Origin of the sequence: Mycolicibacterium smegmatis, assembly GCF_001457595.1 — a bacterium.
GTDB lineage: Bacteria > Actinomycetota > Actinomycetes > Mycobacteriales > Mycobacteriaceae > Mycobacterium > Mycobacterium smegmatis.
This window is the reverse complement of sequence record NZ_LN831039.1, coordinates 4,308,050-4,323,947: the sequence shown is the minus strand read 5'-3', so window position 1 is coordinate 4,323,947 and position 15,898 is coordinate 4,308,050. Positions and strand designations below refer to the sequence as shown.

The 15,898-nt window shown below is 69.9% G+C and carries 13 protein-coding genes; 10 read left to right on the top strand and 3 right to left on the bottom strand.

The window, feature by feature from the left end:
• Nucleotides 1-9: 9 nt before the first annotated feature.
• From idsA2 to AT701_RS20735, 3 genes are all read right to left on the bottom strand, one after another.
• Nucleotides 10-1,098, bottom strand: coding sequence for a bifunctional (2E,6E)-farnesyl/geranyl diphosphate synthase (idsA2, locus tag AT701_RS20745; RefSeq protein ID WP_011729667.1), 1,089 nt, complete (start codon nt 1,096-1,098; stop codon nt 10-12).
• Between the two features lie 142 nt (nt 1,099-1,240).
• Nucleotides 1,241-1,945, bottom strand: coding sequence for an LppM family (lipo)protein (locus AT701_RS20740; protein ID WP_014877979.1), 705 nt, complete (start codon nt 1,943-1,945; stop codon nt 1,241-1,243).
• A 45-nt stretch (nt 1,946-1,990) separates the two neighbouring features.
• Nucleotides 1,991-2,599, bottom strand: a complete 609-nt coding sequence (locus AT701_RS20735) for a GNAT family N-acetyltransferase (RefSeq protein WP_003895631.1) — start codon at nt 2,597-2,599, stop codon at nt 1,991-1,993.
• A 265-nt stretch (nt 2,600-2,864) separates the two neighbouring features.
• On the opposite strand from AT701_RS20735, the gene AT701_RS20730 reads away from it, so the two are divergent.
• From AT701_RS20730 to ftsW, 10 genes are all read left to right on the top strand, one after another.
• The gene (locus AT701_RS20730; RefSeq protein ID WP_011729665.1) at nt 2,865-3,266 is read left to right on the top strand and encodes an SCO2097 family morphological protein; all 402 of its coding nucleotides are present in this window, start codon (nt 2,865-2,867) and stop codon (nt 3,264-3,266) included.
• Between the two features lie 522 nt (nt 3,267-3,788).
• Complete coding sequence (gene mraZ / locus AT701_RS20725; RefSeq protein WP_011729664.1) at nt 3,789-4,220, top strand: division/cell wall cluster transcriptional repressor MraZ; 432 nt, start codon at nt 3,789-3,791, stop codon at nt 4,218-4,220.
• Nucleotides 4,195-5,358 carry a 16S rRNA (cytosine(1402)-N(4))-methyltransferase RsmH gene (gene rsmH / locus AT701_RS20720; protein ID WP_228095653.1) on the top strand — a complete coding sequence of 388 codons (1,164 nt, stop codon included), beginning with the start codon at nt 4,195-4,197 and terminating at the stop codon, nt 5,356-5,358. Before mraZ ends, rsmH begins: the two co-directional genes overlap by 26 nt.
• A complete protein-coding gene (ftsL, locus tag AT701_RS20715) occupies nt 5,358-6,500 on the top strand; it encodes a cell division protein FtsL (protein WP_011729662.1) in 1,143 nt (380 codons plus the stop codon). Before rsmH ends, ftsL begins: the two co-directional genes overlap by 1 nt.
• Complete coding sequence (locus tag AT701_RS20710) at nt 6,497-8,443, top strand: peptidoglycan D,D-transpeptidase FtsI family protein (RefSeq protein WP_058126503.1); 1,947 nt, start codon at nt 6,497-6,499, stop codon at nt 8,441-8,443. Before ftsL ends, AT701_RS20710 begins: the two co-directional genes overlap by 4 nt.
• 46 nt (nt 8,444-8,489) lie before the next feature.
• Nucleotides 8,490-10,052 (top strand): UDP-N-acetylmuramoyl-L-alanyl-D-glutamate--2,6-diaminopimelate ligase, encoded by a 1,563-nt coding sequence (locus AT701_RS20705; RefSeq protein ID WP_011729660.1) that lies wholly within the window; start codon nt 8,490-8,492, stop codon nt 10,050-10,052.
• A complete protein-coding gene (locus AT701_RS20700) occupies nt 10,049-11,578 on the top strand; it encodes a UDP-N-acetylmuramoyl-tripeptide--D-alanyl-D-alanine ligase (protein WP_011729659.1) in 1,530 nt (509 codons plus the stop codon). The genes AT701_RS20705 and AT701_RS20700 overlap by 4 nt, the downstream gene beginning before the upstream one ends.
• Nucleotides 11,575-12,654, top strand: a complete 1,080-nt coding sequence (gene mraY, locus AT701_RS20695; protein WP_003895621.1) for a phospho-N-acetylmuramoyl-pentapeptide-transferase — start codon at nt 11,575-11,577, stop codon at nt 12,652-12,654. Before AT701_RS20700 ends, mraY begins: the two co-directional genes overlap by 4 nt.
• Nucleotides 12,647-14,128, top strand: coding sequence for a UDP-N-acetylmuramoyl-L-alanine--D-glutamate ligase (murD, locus tag AT701_RS20690; protein ID WP_058126502.1), 1,482 nt, complete (start codon nt 12,647-12,649; stop codon nt 14,126-14,128). The genes mraY and murD overlap by 8 nt, the downstream gene beginning before the upstream one ends.
• Before the next feature lie 4 nt (nt 14,129-14,132).
• On the top strand, nt 14,133-15,866 hold the full coding sequence (ftsW, locus tag AT701_RS20685; RefSeq protein ID WP_058126501.1) for a putative lipid II flippase FtsW: 1,734 nt from the start codon (nt 14,133-14,135) through the stop codon (nt 15,864-15,866).
• The last annotated feature ends 32 nt before the right edge of the window (nt 15,867-15,898 follow it).

Genomic DNA, 15,898 nt, shown 5'->3' with positions numbered 1-15,898 from the left:
GCCCGGCGTCTAGGCCGTGCGGTTGGCGGCCGATCGGGCGAGCTCGGACAGGCCGGCCTTGGCCTGCGGGTGGACATTCGCGGCCGCGAGCACGTCGAGGGCGTCGCGGGTGAGCGTCTCGATGCGCTGTTCGACGGCGGCCAGCGCACCGACCGATTCGATCGCGTCGCACAGTTCGCGCACCTGTGTGTCGGACAGTTCGGTGCCGACCGAGCGGCGCAGCAGCGCCGCGGCCGCAGGATCGGACGCATCGGCCAGTTCCAGCGCCTCGGCGAGCAGCACCGTGCGCTTGCCGGACCGCAGGTCGTCGCCCGAGGGCTTGCCGGTCACGGCGGGGTCGCCGAACACACCGAGCACGTCGTCGCGCAGCTGGAACGCGACACCGAGGTCGTTGCCGATGCGGTGGAAGAGCTCCTGCACGTCCGGCCGGTCGGCGGCCGCGGCCGCACCGAGCTGCAGCGGACGCGCCACGGTGTAGGAGGCGGTCTTGAAGGTGTTGACGTTGAGCGCCGAGGCCACCGACTCGTCGCCGCTGGATTCGGTGACGATGTCGAGATACTGGCCACCGAGCACCTCGGTGCGGATGTGGCGCCACACCGTCTGAACGCGCCGGTGCGCGTCGACGGGCAGGTCGGCGCCGGCCACGATGTCGTCGGCCCAGGACAGTGCGAGGTCGCCGGCGAGGATGGCCGCCGAGAGGCCGAACTGCCGTTCCGAACCGAGCCAGCCGCGCTCGTGGTGCTGTTCGGTGAACAACCGGTGCACGGTCGGCAGGCCGCGGCGCGTCGCGGAGTCGTCGATGACGTCGTCGTGGATCAGCGCGCAGGCCTGCAGCAGCTCGAGCGCCGAGAACAGGCGCAGCACGTCGGGACCGGCCACTGCGTCGGCCGGTTCGATCACCGAGCGCCAGCCCCAGTAGGCGAACGCGGGCCGCACACGTTTACCGCCGCGCAGGACGAACTCCTCGACTCCTGCGGTCAGTTCGGCGTACACCGGACCGATGTATGCGCAGTCACTGCGACGTTCGCGCAGGTACTCGCGCAGCTGTTCGGTGACGGCGCCGGCCAACTCGACGGCTGACGGTGCCGCTGTATCCACGCTCAGCGCCCGCCCCTTTCTCTATGTGTTGCCAGGTGTGTTGCCAGTGCCCCCGAGCCCATCCAGGGTAAAGCGTCGTACCGGGTCAGGAGTAGGCGAGGATGGCGGAAACGAGATCGGGCAGCCCGGCGGTCGGTCGCCGTCACGTTTCGGTGGGCGCCGGCTCGCCCGGTTTGGGAGACTGGTCGCGGCTCACGTAGGCCAGGCCGGCGACCACGCTCGCGACCACGAAAGCAGCGATGACCAGCCAGATCGCCGCCGTGGTGAACGATCGCGCGCTGGGGTCGGTGTAGCGGGCCTGCGCGTTCATGGTGCTCACGACGCCGGGGCGCAGTTTCCATTCCACGATCGACGACGTCACCTGATCGCCGTTGGTCGAGGTCACGTCGCCGGGGAACGACACCGTCAGCAGCACGTCGGCCTCCGGGTCGTTCATCGACGTGAGGTCGACGCGGCCTTCGAGGATCACGAGGTCGCCCGCGCGGCGCAGCGAGATGTCGACACCGGCGGCGTCACGGCTCAGCGCGGCCAGCTGCGGCACCTCGGCGAACGACAGATCGGAGAACACGGCCTGAGAGCCGACGTAATCGTCGCGGCTGTACTCCGACACCGCGACCTTGTGCGCGAACGGCAGGTTGTTGACCAGCTGCGGACCCTTGTCGTCGGCGTCGCTGGGTTTGGCCGCAGCGATGATCTGCCCGGACACCCGGTCGTCGGGCGACACCGTGATGGAGGCCCGGATCCGGACGCAGCCGACCGCCGTCGGCAACACCAGCAGCAGCAACATCACCAACACGAGCAGCCTGCGTCGGCTGCGGCTGGGTCGACGGACGCGCACGGAGGTCATCGTGCCAGATCGGGCCGCCTCGGTTCGACAGGAAGCGCGTGTGGCCTACAGGGGCAGGGGCCGGCCGAGGATCGCGAACGCGCGGGGGTCGCCGGCAAAGTGGTAGCCGCGGATCACGTCGGTGAACCCCAGGCGCCGGTACAGACGCCAGGCCCGATTGGCCTCGCCGTTGATCTCGGGTGTCGACAACAACACGTGAGATTCACCACGGTCGGCGAGTAGCCGGCGGACCAGTGCCTCGCCGAGTCCGCGTCCCTGAGCCCGTGGTTCGATGTGCAGTTCGGTCAGCTCGAAGTAGCTCGACATCAGCTCGGCGATCTGTTCGCGGGTCGCTCCGATGCGGTGCAGCCCGGAGACCACCTGTTGTTGCCACCACTGATCCGGGGCGCCGCAGTAGCCGTAGGCGATGCCCAGCAGCGGGGCGGCGACGAGATCGTCGCGCGACGGCGTCTCGGGGTGCGACCCGTCGTCGGTTCCGAATTCGACTGCCGCCACGGCTTTCCAACCCTGCCTACGGGTGTGTTCGAGCCACAGGGCCGCGCGCTGTTCTTCGGTGCCGCGGGGGTAGCGCATCGCGTCGACGTAGACCCGCAGCGCGTCGGGGAGTCGGCGCTGCATGTCCTCGGGCGACAGATCAATGAGATACGTCGCCATCGCCGCCATCGCCTCCGTTGCCGCCAAAGTCCTCGAGTTCACGGGCACACGGGGTGTGCGCTCATGTGAGTCCTGCCCTACTCATTATCTGGAGCCATTATCAGGCTGGGCGGATGGCCGTCACACTCCCAGCGAACGCCTACAATCGATGCTGAACAAGGTGGTACGGCTCGGATCGACCTCGTATCATTATTGTTAGGTGTCCGTAATGGCGGGCACCGGTGGACATTTACGGAGCGACGGTCGCGTCGGCAAGGAGGGACGAATGCCACTCTCCGATCATGAGCAGCGCATGCTCGATCAGATCGAGAGCGCGCTCTATGCCGAGGATCCCAAGTTCGCGTCGAGCGTTCGGGGTGGGACTCTACGCGCGCCCTCGGCGCGTCGCAGGATCTACGGCGCGGGTTTGTTCGTTCTCGGTCTGGCGATGCTGGTCACCGGTGTCGCAGTCAAGGCTTTGATGATCGGCGGATTCCCGATCCTCTCGGTCATAGGTTTCATCGTGATGTTCGGCGGCGTGGTGTTCGCCATCACCGGCCCGCGCGTCGCCGGTGGCGTCGACAAGTCCTCGGCGCCGTCCGGTCCGACACGACAGCGCAAGCAGCGCGGCGGTGGGTCGTTCACCAACCGCATGGAAGACCGTTTCCGCCGGCGCTTCGACAACTGACCGGCAAGGCGCCAACGGCTCAGGGGTGGTCCGCGAGGGCTGCCCCTTTTTCATGCCCTCGATGGCGTCCGGGTCTGCGCGCCCGAGCATGGTGAACGTCCCCGACTCTCCCCACCTTTCCCCACGGGTCGCCCCACCCGGCCCCACCCGTCCGTGAATCGGCCCCTCGAAGCGCCCGGCGACACGCCGGAGCGACGCCCAGCGCAGTTTTTCGGGGCCGTGTCGCGTCGTGCTGGATAACGATTCGGCAGCGTCCCCACTTTCGCCCCCACTTCGCCCCACCGCAGTCGCGGGCGCTCTCACCTGCGGGTTTATCGCAACCTCGCAACTTCTCACCCGAAACTCCGCCTGCGGAGTGGTGCGGAAGGGGGTGAACGTGGGGCGGAATCGCCAATCGGTGGCGCCAAATGGAGCAAAGTGGGGGATCGTGGGGTAAAGTGGCGGTCGACGGGGAGATCGGAACCCCGTTCGGGGAGGGCGAAGCGACTCGGAATCCGAACCGGGTGGCGGGAGGTGGCTCAGGTGTTCCTGGGTACCTACACGCCCAAGCTCGATGACAAGGGGCGGCTCACACTGCCCGCCAAATTTCGCGACGCACTGGCAGGAGGGTTGATGGTCACCAAGAGCCAAGATCACAGCCTTGCCGTGTATCCCCGCGATGAGTTCGAGAAACTGGCCCGGCGTGCGTCGCAGGCTTCCCGGAGCAATCCGGAGGCACGCGCCTTCCTGCGCAGCCTGGCCGCCGCAACCGACGAGCAGCATCCCGATGCGCAGGGCCGTATCACGCTGTCGGCGGATCACCGTCGCTACGCGAACCTCTCCAAGGACTGCGTGGTGATCGGCTCCGTCGACTACCTGGAGATCTGGGACGCACAAGCCTGGCAGGAGTACCAGCAAGCCCACGAAGAGAACTTCTCCGCGGCCACCGATGAAACTCTGCGCGACATCATCTGATGCGACCTTTCACCAGGTGGGCCTGGACCTAGCCCGTGCAACGCGGCCTCTGCCCGAATTGGCCCTGGCGTACTTCCCCAACGCCAGGTCCGTTGATTCGGACAGAGACCCCGGTGCAGGGGCGGTCCAGTGCGGAGACGTTGCGGAGGTGTGTTCAGTGACGAACGATCCGGATCACGGACATATCCCGGTTCTCTTGGACCGTTGCGTCGAACTGCTCGCCCCTGCCCTGACGCGTACCGATCCCGACGGCACCGAAGCGGTGCTCGTCGACGCGACCCTCGGAGCCGGCGGTCACTCGGAGCGGTTCCTCACCGACTTCCCGGCGCTGCGCCTCATCGGACTCGACCGGGACCCCAATGCGCTGGCGATCGCCGGTGACCGGCTCGCTCCGTTCGGCGACCGGGTGACGCTGGTCCGCACGCGCTACGACGGCATCACGTCCGCCCTCGCCGAAGCCGGTGTCCGCCGGATCGACGGCGTGTTGTTCGACCTCGGCGTGTCGTCGATGCAGCTCGACCAGAAACAGCGGGGCTTCTCGTACTCCGCGGACGCACCGCTGGACATGCGGATGGACCCCGACGCGCTGCTCACCGCCGCCGAGATCGTCAACACCTACGACGCGAAGACGCTCACCCGAATCCTGCGCGACTACGGCGAGGAACGGTTCGCCGGCCGCATCGCCGACAAGATCGTGCGCCGACGTGCCAAGCAGCCGTTCACCACGACCTCCGAACTCGTCGAGTTGTTGTACGAGGCGATCCCCGCTCCCGCGCGGCGCACCGGCGGCCATCCGGCCAAGCGCACCTTCCAGGCCCTGCGGATAGCGGTGAACGCCGAACTCGATTCGCTGCGCGCGGCCATACCTGCCGCGCTGGCGGCGTTGCGTCCCGGTGGCCGGATCGTGGTGATGGCCTACCAGTCGCTGGAGGACCGCATCGTCAAGCAGGCCTTCAGCACGGTCACCGCGTCACGGACGCCGCCCGGCCTGCCCATGGAACTACCGGGCCACGAACCGGAATTCGTGGCCGTCACCCGCGGCGCCGAGCGCGCCGACGAACAAGAGATCGAGCGAAATCCACGTAGCGCCCCGGTGCGACTGCGAGCACTTGAAAAGGTTGGGGGAAGGGGCAGCTGATGAAGGCGAAGCGACCAGGACCGGTCCGTGACGCCGACCGCAGGCGCGGTAAGCGTCAGCCGGGGGTCGCGCGGGGGAGTGCCGAGGCGCCGCCGCGCAAGCGCAGGCCGAGCCGGGAACCGCAGCGCCCGCTGCGCTCGGCGCCGCAGACCGGGCCGATCCCGCGGCAGAAGACCGAGCCCGCGCGGCCCAAGACCGCAAGCCAGGCCAAGGCACGTGCGAAGGCCCGTAAGGCCAAGGCGCCCAAGGTTGTCCGGCCGCCGCTGCGTGAACGCATCCTGCTGCGGCTGTCGTCGATCGAACTGAATCCGCGCGAGCTCGTCGCGCGCGTCCCGTTCGTGGTGCTCGTGATCGCCGCCCTGGGCCTCGGACTCGGCATCACACTGTGGTTGTCGACCAGTGCCGCCGAGCGTTCGTACCAACTGGGGCACGCGCGCCAGGTGAATCAGGGCCTGCTGCAACAGAAAGAGGCCCTCGAGCGCGACGTGCTCGAGGCGCAGGCCGCCCCCGCGCTGGCCGAGGCGGCCCGCAACCTGGGCATGATCCCGTCACGTGACACCGCGCACCTGGTGCAGGATCCCACGGGCAACTGGGTGGTGGTCGGCACACCCAAACCCGCAGAAGGTGTTCCGCCACCGCCGCTGAACGCGCCGCTGCCCCCGGACGCCCCACCGCCGCCGCCCGCCCCGCCGGCGCCGCGCGTCGTCGAACCTCGTGAGGTGCCGATTCGGGTTCCCGAAGCCCCCGGCCTCCAGGGGCTGCCGGGTATCCAGGCCGCTCCGGGGATCCCCGGAGCGGTGCAGGGTGTTCCCGGCGCGGTGCCGGGGGAGACCCCGCACGTCGCGCCGGGTGCGCAACCCCAGGCCCCCGGACCCGTGATCGGCCCGCTGACCGGGCCCGCGCCGATGGCGGTGCCCATGCCGGTACCGGCCGAGGTGCCGTTGGCGACGCCACAGGCGCCCCAGCAGGCCGCGCCGCTGGTGAACACTCCTGCACCCCAGCAGGTTCCGGCACCCGCCCCGCTGCCCGGCGCCGTGCCGCAAGGTGCGCCGCTCGGTGCCCTGCCGGGAGCCCAGCCCGCTGTTCCCGACCCTGCGACGGCTGTCGAGCACTTCAGCCCGGCCGTCGCCCCGGTCGCATGAGCCGGCGGGGCGACCGTCCGCGGACGCCTGCACAACCGCGCAAGAAGGCGCGGGTGGACCAGCCGCGGTCGGCGCGGACCCGGCGTACCCGCGTGTCCGAGGCCGAAGCCGGTTTGCGCAGTTCGTCTTTCGTGTTCCGGCACCGCACCGGAAACCTCGCGATCCTCGCGGTGCTGGTGATCGCCGCCGTGCAGTTGTTCATGCTGCAGGTGCCGCGTGCGGCCGGTCTGCGCGCCGAGGCGGCCAGCCAGCTCAAGGTCACCGACATCACGCCGGCAATCCGCGGCAGCATCATCGATCGCAACAACGACAAGCTGGCGTTCACCATCGAGGCCAGGGCGCTGACGTTCCAGCCGACCCGGGTGCGCAAGCAGCTCGACGAGGCCTGGCGCAAGGCCCAGGAGGCCGGCTCGTCGACCTCAGATGACGTGCCGAACCCCGACGAGCGGCTCAACGAGATCGCCAAAGAGATTGCCGCACGGCTGAACAACACGCCGGACGCCAAGACCGTGCTCAAGAAGCTCAAGAGCAACGAGACCTTCGTCTACCTCGCGCGTGCGGTCGACCCCGCGATCGCCAACGCGATCACCGACAAGTTCCCCGAAGTCGGTTCGGAGCGACAGGATCTGCGCCAGTACCCGGGCGGATCGCTCGCGGCCAACATCATCGGCGGCATCGACTGGGACGGCCACGGCCTGCTGGGCCTGGAGGACTCGCTGGATGCCGTGCTCGCGGGCACCGACGGTTCGGTGACCTACGACCGCGGGTCCGATGGTGTCGTGATCCCCGGCAGTTACCGCAACCGCCACGACGCGGTCGACGGCTCGACGGTCCAGCTGACCATCGACGACGACATCCAGTACCACGTGCAGCAGCAGGTCCAGATGGCGAAGGATGCGTCCGGCGCCAAGAACGTCTCGGCCGTGGTGCTCGACGCCAAAACCGGTGAGGTGCTGGCGATGTCGAACGACAACACGTTCGACCCGAGTCAGGACATCGGCCGCCAGGCCGACCGGCAGATGGGCAATCCGTCGGTGTCCTCGCCGTTCGAACCCGGATCGGTGAACAAGATCGTTACCGCCGCGGCGGCGATCGAGAACGGGCTGACCAACCCCGACGAGGTGCTGCAGGTCCCCGGCTCGATCCACATGGGCGGTGTCACCGTGCGCGACGCGTGGAACCACGGCGTGATGCCGTACACCACCACGGGTGTCTTCGGGAAGTCGTCCAACGTCGGCACGCTCATGCTCGCGCAGCGCGTCGGCCCCGAGCGGTTCTACGAGATGCTGCGCAAGTTCGGGCTGGGTCAGCGTACCAACGTCGGCCTGCCCGGCGAGAGCTCCGGACTGCTGCCGCCGATCGACCAGTGGTCGGGCAGCTCGTTCTCCAACCTGCCCATCGGGCAGGGGCTTTCGATGACGCTGCTGCAGATGGCCGCGATGTACCAGACCGTCGCCAACGACGGCGTGCGCGTGCCGCCGCGGATCATCAAGTCCACCATCGCGCCTGACGGCACGGTCACCGAAGAGGAACGGCCGGAAGGCATCCGGGTGATCAGCCCGGAGACCGCCCGCACCCTGCGCTCGATGTTCCGTTCGGTGGTGCAGCGCGATCCGATGGGTGTGCAGCAGGGCACCGGTCCGCAGGCCGCGGTCGAGGGCTACCAGATCGCAGGCAAGACCGGCACCGCGCAGCAGATCAACCCCGCGTGCGGCTGCTACTACGACGACGTCTACTGGATCACGTTCGCGGGTATCGCGCCCGCGGACGATCCGAGGTACGTGATCGGCATCATGATGGACGCGCCGCAGCGCGCGGCCGACGGATCGCCGGGCTCCTCGGCGGCGCCGTTGTTCCACGAGATCGCGTCGTGGCTGTTGCAGCGGCACAACGTTCCGCTCTCGCCTGATCCCGGTCCGCCGTTGACATTGCAGGCCACCTGACCGCACCTGCCTCGGGGCGTCCGAGATCGCCGATGGGTACTGTTGCATGGCCATGAAGCTGCGTCCCAGCCGTCCCGTCGGCCATCACCTCGCACCACTGGCTGCCGCGGTCGGAGCGGTCGCCTCCGAGAACCCTGCAGGCTCGTCGTCCGACCTCGCCGCGGTGCACGTCACCGGCGTGACGCTGCGCGGTCAGGACGCGCAGCCGGGTGATCTGTTCGCGGCGCTGCCGGGCGCGAGTGCACACGGCGCGCGTTTCGCGGCCGACGCGGTCGCCGCGGGTGCGGTCGCCGTGCTCACCGACCCGTCGGGCGCAGACCTCCTCGCGGGCACCCTGGACGTCCCCGTGCTGGTGCATCCCGCGCCGCGCTCGGTGCTCGGCGAGGCCGCCGCGATCGTCTACGGCCGTCCCGCCGAACGACTGCGCGTGGTCGGCGTCACGGGAACGTCCGGCAAGACCACCACCACCTACCTGGCCGAGGCCGGCCTGCGGGCCGCGGGACGCGTCGCGGGGCTCATCGGCACCGTCGGCGTGCGCATCGACGGCACCGATCTGCCCAGCGCGCTGACCACCCCGGAGGCGCCCGCACTTCAGGCGCTGCTGGCGCTCATGGTCGAGCGCGGTGTCGACACCGTCGTCATGGAGGTGTCGAGCCACGCGCTGGCGCAGGGCCGCGTCGACGGCATCGGCTTCGCGGTCGGGGGCTTCACCAACCTCTCGCGTGACCATCTCGACTTCCATCCGACGATGGCGGACTACTTCGAGGCCAAGGCCCGGCTGTTCGACCCGCAGTCGCCCAACCATGCTGCGGCCGCGGTGATCTGCGTCGACGACCAGTACGGCGTGCAGATGGCCGCGCGCGCCGAGACACCCCTGACCGTGAGCACCTCGGGCGCCGCCGCCGATTGGCGCGTCGAGAAGATCACCACGGCGGGCCCGGGCGCACAGGAGTTCGTCCTCGTCGACCCCGGCGGCATGCACCACCAACTGGGCGTCGGGTTGCCCGGCCGCTACAACGTCGCCAACGCCGCGCTGGCCGTCGCACTGCTCGACGCGGTCGGGGTGTCGCCCGAGCAGGCCGCCCCGGGTCTGCGGACCGCGACGGTGCCAGGACGGCTGGAATCGATCGACCTCGGCCAGGATTTCCTGGCCCTCGTCGACTACGCGCACAAACCCGGCGCGCTGCAGGCTGTGCTCGAGACGCTGCGCGCGGCCGAACCGCGTCGCATCGCGGTGGTCTTCGGCGCGGGCGGCGACCGCGATCCCGGCAAGCGCGAACCGATGGGCCGCGTCACCGCGGAACTGGCCGACCTGGTGGTGGTCACCGACGACAACCCGCGCAGCGAGGACCCCGCCACGATCCGGTCGGCGATCCTCGCGGGCGCCCGCGCGGTCGCGTCGGACGCCGAGATCGTCGAGATCGGTGACCGGCGCGCGGCCATCGACCACGCGGTGGCGTGGGCGCAGCCGGGTGACATCGTGCTGATCGCGGGTAAAGGCCATGAGAGCGGGCAGACCGTCGGGGACCACACGCGGCCGTTCGACGACCGGGACGAACTGGCCGCCGCACTGGAAGCCTCGGGGAAAACAAGGGACCGAAGTTCATGATCGACATGACCATCGCGCGCATCGCCGAGATCGTCGGCGGTGAACTGGCCGACATCACCCCCGAGCAGGCGGCCGCGACCCACGTGACCGGCACGGTCGAATTCGACTCGCGCGCGGTCGGACCCGGCGGGTTGTTCCTGGCGCTGCCGGGCGCACGGTCGGACGGACACGACTTCGCCGCGGCCGCCGTACAGTCGGGCGCGGTCGCGGTGCTGGCCGCGCGGCCCGTGGGCGTGCCCGCGATCGTCGTGCGCCCCGACGGCGGGGTCGACTCGGCCTCGGGCGCGCTCGAACACGACACGGACGGTTCCGGGGCCGCCGTGCTGGCGGCGCTCGCGCGACTCGCCGCGGCCGTCGCGAACGAACTCGCCGCCGACGGGCTCAAGATCATCGGCGTCACGGGGTCATCGGGCAAGACGTCCACCAAGGATCTGCTCGCGGCGGTCCTGGCCCCGCTCGGAGAGGTGGTCGCACCACCGGGATCGTTCAACAACGAACTGGGCCATCCGTGGACCGTGCTGCGCGCGACGCGCGATACCGATTTCCTGGTGTTGGAGATGTCGGCCCGACACCCCGGCAACATCGCCGCACTGGCCGCGATCGCGCCGCCGTCGGTCGCGGTGGTGCTCAACGTCGGCACCGCGCACCTCGGCGAGTTCGGCTCACGCGAGGCGATCGCCAAGACCAAGGCCGAACTCCCGCAGGCCGTCGGGCCCTCGGGTGTGGTGATCCTCAACGCCGACGACATCGCGGTGGCCGCGATGGCCGAGCAGACCGACGCACGGGTGGTGCGGATCTCGCGGGACCCGGGCTCGGACATCGACGTGTGGGCGGGTCCGGTCACGCTCGACGAACTCGCGCGGCCGCGCTTCACGCTGCACACGCGCGACGGCGAGGTCGACGTGAACCTCGCGGTGCACGGCGACCACCAGGTGTCCAATGCGCTGTGCGCGGCCGCCGTCGCGCTCGAGTGCGGCGCGACACCGCAGCAGGTGGCCGACGCGCTCGCCGCGGCGGGACCCGCGTCGCGGCACCGCATGCAGGTCAGCACGCGCGCCGACGGTGTCACGGTGATCAACGACGCCTACAACGCGAACCCGGATTCCATGCGGGCCGGGCTCAAGGCTCTCGCCTGGATGGCCAGGCAGACGGCCGGCGGACAACCCGGCGGCAAGCGGCGCAGTTGGGCCGTGCTCGGCGAGATGGCCGAACTCGGCGACGACGCCATAACCGAGCACGACGCGATCGGTCGATTCGCCGTGCGCTTAGATGTCTCTCGATTACTCGTCGTGGGATCCGGGAGGGCTATGAATGCCATGCACCATGGCGCGGTGATGGAGGGATCCTGGGGTTCGGAGTCCACCATGGTCGCCGACGCCGACGCCGCGTTGACCGTGCTACGGGATGAGCTGCAGCCGGGGGACGTGGTGTTGGTGAAGGCGTCCAACTCCGTTGGCCTGGGTGCCCTGGCCGAGGCCCTGGTGGCCGGTGAGGGGCACACCGAGGGACGGACCCCGGCGCGATGATGCTGATCCTCATCGCCGTCGGCATCGCGCTTGCGGTCTCCATCCTGCTGACGCCCGCCCTGATCCGGCTGTTCACCAAACAGGGCCTGGGCCACGAGATCCGGGAGGACGGGCCGCCCAGCCACGCCAAGAAACGCGGCACACCGTCGATGGGCGGCGTCGCGATCCTCGCCGGCATCTGGGCCGGCTACCTGGGCAGCCATCTGGTCGGCATGGCGATGGGCGGCGACGGGCCGTCCGCGTCGGGCCTGCTGGTGCTCGGGCTGGCGACCGTGCTCGGTGGCGTCGGCTTCATCGACGACATGATCAAGCTCAAGCGCGCCCGCAACCTGGGGCTGAACAAGACCGCCAAGACGGTCGGGCAGTTGTTCGCCGCGGTGCTGTTCGGTGTGCTGGCGTTGCAGTTCCGCAACGGCGACGGCCTGACACCGGGCAGCGCCGAGCTGTCCTATGTGCGTGAGATCGCCACGGTCACGCTGGCCCCGGCCTTGTTCGTGCTGTTCTGCGTCGTGGTGGTCAGCGCCTGGTCCAACGCGGTGAATTTCACCGACGGTCTCGACGGGCTCGCGGCGGGCGCGATGGCGATGGTCACGGCGGCATACGTGCTGATCACGTTCTGGCAGTACCGCAACGCGTGCGCGACGGCGCCGGGCCTGGGCTGTTACAACGTGCGCGACCCGCTGGACCTCGCACTTGTCGCTGCCGCGACGGCAGGAGCGTGCGTGGGCTTCCTGTGGTGGAACGCCGCGCCGGCCAAGATCTTCATGGGCGACACCGGATCGCTCGCGCTCGGCGGCATCATCGCGGGCATCTCGGTCACCAGCCGCACCGAGATCCTCGCGGTCGTGCTGGGTGCGCTGTTCGTCGCAGAGGTCACCTCGGTGGTGGTCCAGATCCTGGCGTTCCGCACGACCGGGCGCCGCGTGTTCCGCATGGCCCCGTTCCACCACCACTTCGAGCTGGTGGGATGGGCCGAGACGCAGGTGATCATCCGGTTCTGGCTGCTGACGGCCATCGCGTGTGGTCTGGGCGTGGCCCTGTTCTACGGCGAGTGGCTGACGGCCGTCGGTGCCTGACGTGACCGGCGATCTCGCGCCGCTGACGCCGGGCGCCCGGGTGCTGGTCACCGGCGCCGGGATCACCGGCCGCGCGGTGCTGGGCGCGCTCGCTCCGCTCGAGGTGGCCGCGACCCTGTGCGACGACAACGCCGACGCGCTGGCCGCCCTTGCCGCCAAGGGCGTCGCGGTCATCGCGCCCGGTGACGCGATCGCCTCGATCGGCGATTACGCACTGGTGGTCACGAGCCCGGGCTTCGCGCCGAGTGCACCCGTGCTGGCGGCCGCCGCGGCCGCGGGCGTGCCGATCTGGGGTGACGTGGAGCTCGCGTGGCGCCTCGACGCCGCGGGCCGGTACGGTCCGCCTCGGCGTTGGCTGGTGGTCACGGGCACCAACGGCAAGACCACGACGACGTCGATGCTGCACGACATGCTGGTCGCGGGCGGTCGTCGAAGTGTGTTGTGCGGCAACATCGGTGACCCGGTGCTCGCGGTGCTCGACCAGCCGGCGGAGTTGCTGGCGGTCGAGCTGTCGAGTTTCCAGCTGCACTGGGCGCCCTCGCTGCGGCCCGAGGCGGGCGTGGTGCTCAACGTCGCCGAGGACCATCTGGACTGGCACGGTTCGATGGCCGCCTACGCCCGCGACAAGGCCAGGGTGCTCGACGGTCGCGTCGCGGTGGTGGGCCTCGACGACCCGGTGGCCGCGGGCCTGCTGCCCACCGCGGCGGCCACGGTGCGGGTGGGTTTTCGCCTGGGCGATCCGGCGGCCGGCGAACTCGGGGTGCGTGACGGCAAGCTGATCGACCGTGCGTTCGACGACGGTGTCGAGTTGGCTGATTGTGCCGACATCGGGGTCGCGGGCCCGATCGGCGTGCTCGACGCGCTGGGTGCGGCCGCACTGGCCCGGGCCGTGGGCGTCGCACCAGGGGCGATCGGCGCGGCGCTTGCATCGTTCCAGGTCGGCAGGCATCGTGCCGAGGTCGTGGGCACCGTGGACGGTGTGGTGTTCATCGACGATTCCAAGGCCACCAACCCGCACGCCGCGCAGGCCTCGATCACCGCGTACGACCGCGTGGTGTGGGTCGCCGGTGGCTTGCTGAAGGGCGCCTCGGTCGATGAGCTGGTACGTCAGGTGGCGAATCGGCTCGCGGGCGCGGTGCTGATCGGGCGTGATCGGCAGATGGTTGCCGACGCGTTATCGCGACACGCCCCGGATGTCCCCGTGGTCGAGCTTGTGGCGGGGGAGGATTCTGGGGTGCTTGGGACAAATGAGTCAATTGAGTCAGTTGGTGATCATGTGACTCGTGTGATCGAAGTGGGGGACCGCCCGGTCTCCGACGCGGTCATGTCAGCCGTGGTGTCCGCCGCCAGGGACCTCGCGTCCCCCGGCGACACCGTGTTGCTGGCACCCGCAGGCGCCTCCTTCGATCAGTTCAGCGGCTACGGCCAGCGCGGCGACGCCTTCGCCGCGGCCGTGCGCGCTGCGGTCGGGTAGGCCCGTGGGCAGCATCCTCACCCGGCTGCGCCGCGGCGGCGCCCCGGGTGACGCGCCCGAAGACGCGTCGAAAGACGTCCCTGACGACGCCTCGAAAGACGCCAAGACCGGTACACCCGAGGCGGGCCGGTCCGAGACCAAGGTCCCGCGCACCCGGTTCGGCACGTGGCTGGGCCGGCCGATGACGTCGTTCCACCTGATCATCGCGGTCACCGCCCTGCTCACCACGCTCGGCCTGATCATGGTGCTCTCGGCGTCGGGCGTGTATTCCTACGATTCCGACGGATCGCCGTGGGCGGTGTTCGGGCGCCAGGTGCTCTGGACCGCGATCGGCCTCGTCGCGTTCTACTTCGCGCTGCGCATCCGGGTCGCCACGCTGCGCAAGCTCGCCTTCCCCGGGTTCGCGTTCACGATCGTGCTGCTGGTGCTCGTGCTCATCCCGGGCATCGGCAAGGTGGCCAACGGCTCACGCGGCTGGTTCGTCGTCGCGGGTTTCTCGATGCAGCCCTCGGAGCTGGCCAAGATCTCGTTCGCGATCTGGGGCGCGCACCTGCTCGCCGCGCGCCGCATGGAACGCGCGTCGCTGCGCGAGATGCTGATCCCGCTGGTGCCCGCGGCCGTGATCGCGCTGGCGCTCATCGTGGCGCAGCCCGACCTCGGGCAGACCGTCTCGCTCGGCATCATCCTGCTCGGCCTGCTCTGGTACGCGGGCCTGCCGCTCAAGGTCTTCGTGTCATCCCTGTTCGCGGTCGTGGCCTCGGCCATCGTGCTCGCGTTCGCTGAGGGCTACCGCTCCGACCGCGTGCAGTCCTGGCTCAACCCCGGCGCCGACACCCAGGGCTCCGGATATCAGGCCCGCCAGGCCCGGTTCGCGCTGGCCAACGGCGGTGTGTTCGGCGACGGCCTCGGCCAGGGCACCGCCAAGTGGAACTACCTGCCCAACGCGCACAACGACTTCATCTTCGCGATCATCGGCGAAGAGCTCGGCCTCATCGGCGCCATCGGCCTGCTGGCGCTGTTCGGGCTGTTCGCCTACACCGGCATGCGGATCGCGCGGCGCTCGGTCGACCCGTTCCTGCGCCTGCTGTCGGCGACCACGACGCTGTGGCTCATCGGCCAGATGTTCATCAACGTCGGCTACGTCGTGGGTCTGCTGCCCGTCACCGGCCTGCAGCTGCCGCTCATCTCTGCCGGTGGATCCTCGCAGGCGACCACGTTGCTGATGATGGGTCTGCTCACCAACGCCGCCCGGCACGAACCGGACGCCGTGGCCGCGCTGCGCGCGGGCCGCGACGACCGGGTGGACCGTCTGCTGCGCCTCCCGCTGCCCGAGCCGTACGTGCCGCCGCGCCTGGACCTCGTGCGCGAGCGCCTGAGCGCGAAGAAGGCGTCCGGCTCCGGGACCAGATCGGCCAAGTCCGGTAAGGCCACGACCAAGCCCAAGCCCAACCCCGGGTCCGCCAAGGCCAAGGCCAAGGCCAAGCCCAAGTCCGACGGCAGGTCACGCACCCGGGCCACCGCCGGCCGGGTCGCCGGGCGCGCCAACTCACGAACCGGCGCGCAGACCGCACGGACCGCGGGCAAGACCACCCGCGCCGGCCACCGCACGGCCGACCCGGGCGCGCGGCGACGCTCCCAACAGCCGGGTTCGTCGCGCCGATCGGCGGTCCGATATGGTGCTGACCAGCAAAGCCAGGGCCATCGGGCCCGCGCATTGGAAGGTCAGCGTTACGGGTGAACAAGGGTTCGCGGGACAACAACCACAGCGAC

Coding starts and splice junctions, on each gene's coding strand:
- AT701_RS20740 (WP_014877979.1), bottom strand. CDS start 1,945: ATGACCTCCGTGCGCGTCCGTCGACCCAGCCGCAGCCGACGCAGGCTG.
- AT701_RS20735 (WP_003895631.1), bottom strand. CDS start 2,599: ATGGCGACGTATCTCATTGATCTGTCGCCCGAGGACATGCAGCGCCGA.
- AT701_RS20730 (WP_011729665.1), top strand. CDS start 2,865: ATGCCACTCTCCGATCATGAGCAGCGCATGCTCGATCAGATCGAGAGC.
- rsmH (WP_228095653.1), top strand. CDS start 4,195: ATGAAACTCTGCGCGACATCATCTGATGCGACCTTTCACCAGGTGGGC.
- ftsL (WP_011729662.1), top strand. CDS start 5,358: ATGAAGGCGAAGCGACCAGGACCGGTCCGTGACGCCGACCGCAGGCGC.
- AT701_RS20710 (WP_058126503.1), top strand. CDS start 6,497: ATGAGCCGGCGGGGCGACCGTCCGCGGACGCCTGCACAACCGCGCAAG.
- AT701_RS20705 (WP_011729660.1), top strand. CDS start 8,490: ATGGCCATGAAGCTGCGTCCCAGCCGTCCCGTCGGCCATCACCTCGCA.
- AT701_RS20700 (WP_011729659.1), top strand. CDS start 10,049: ATGATCGACATGACCATCGCGCGCATCGCCGAGATCGTCGGCGGTGAA.
- mraY (WP_003895621.1), top strand. CDS start 11,575: ATGATGCTGATCCTCATCGCCGTCGGCATCGCGCTTGCGGTCTCCATC.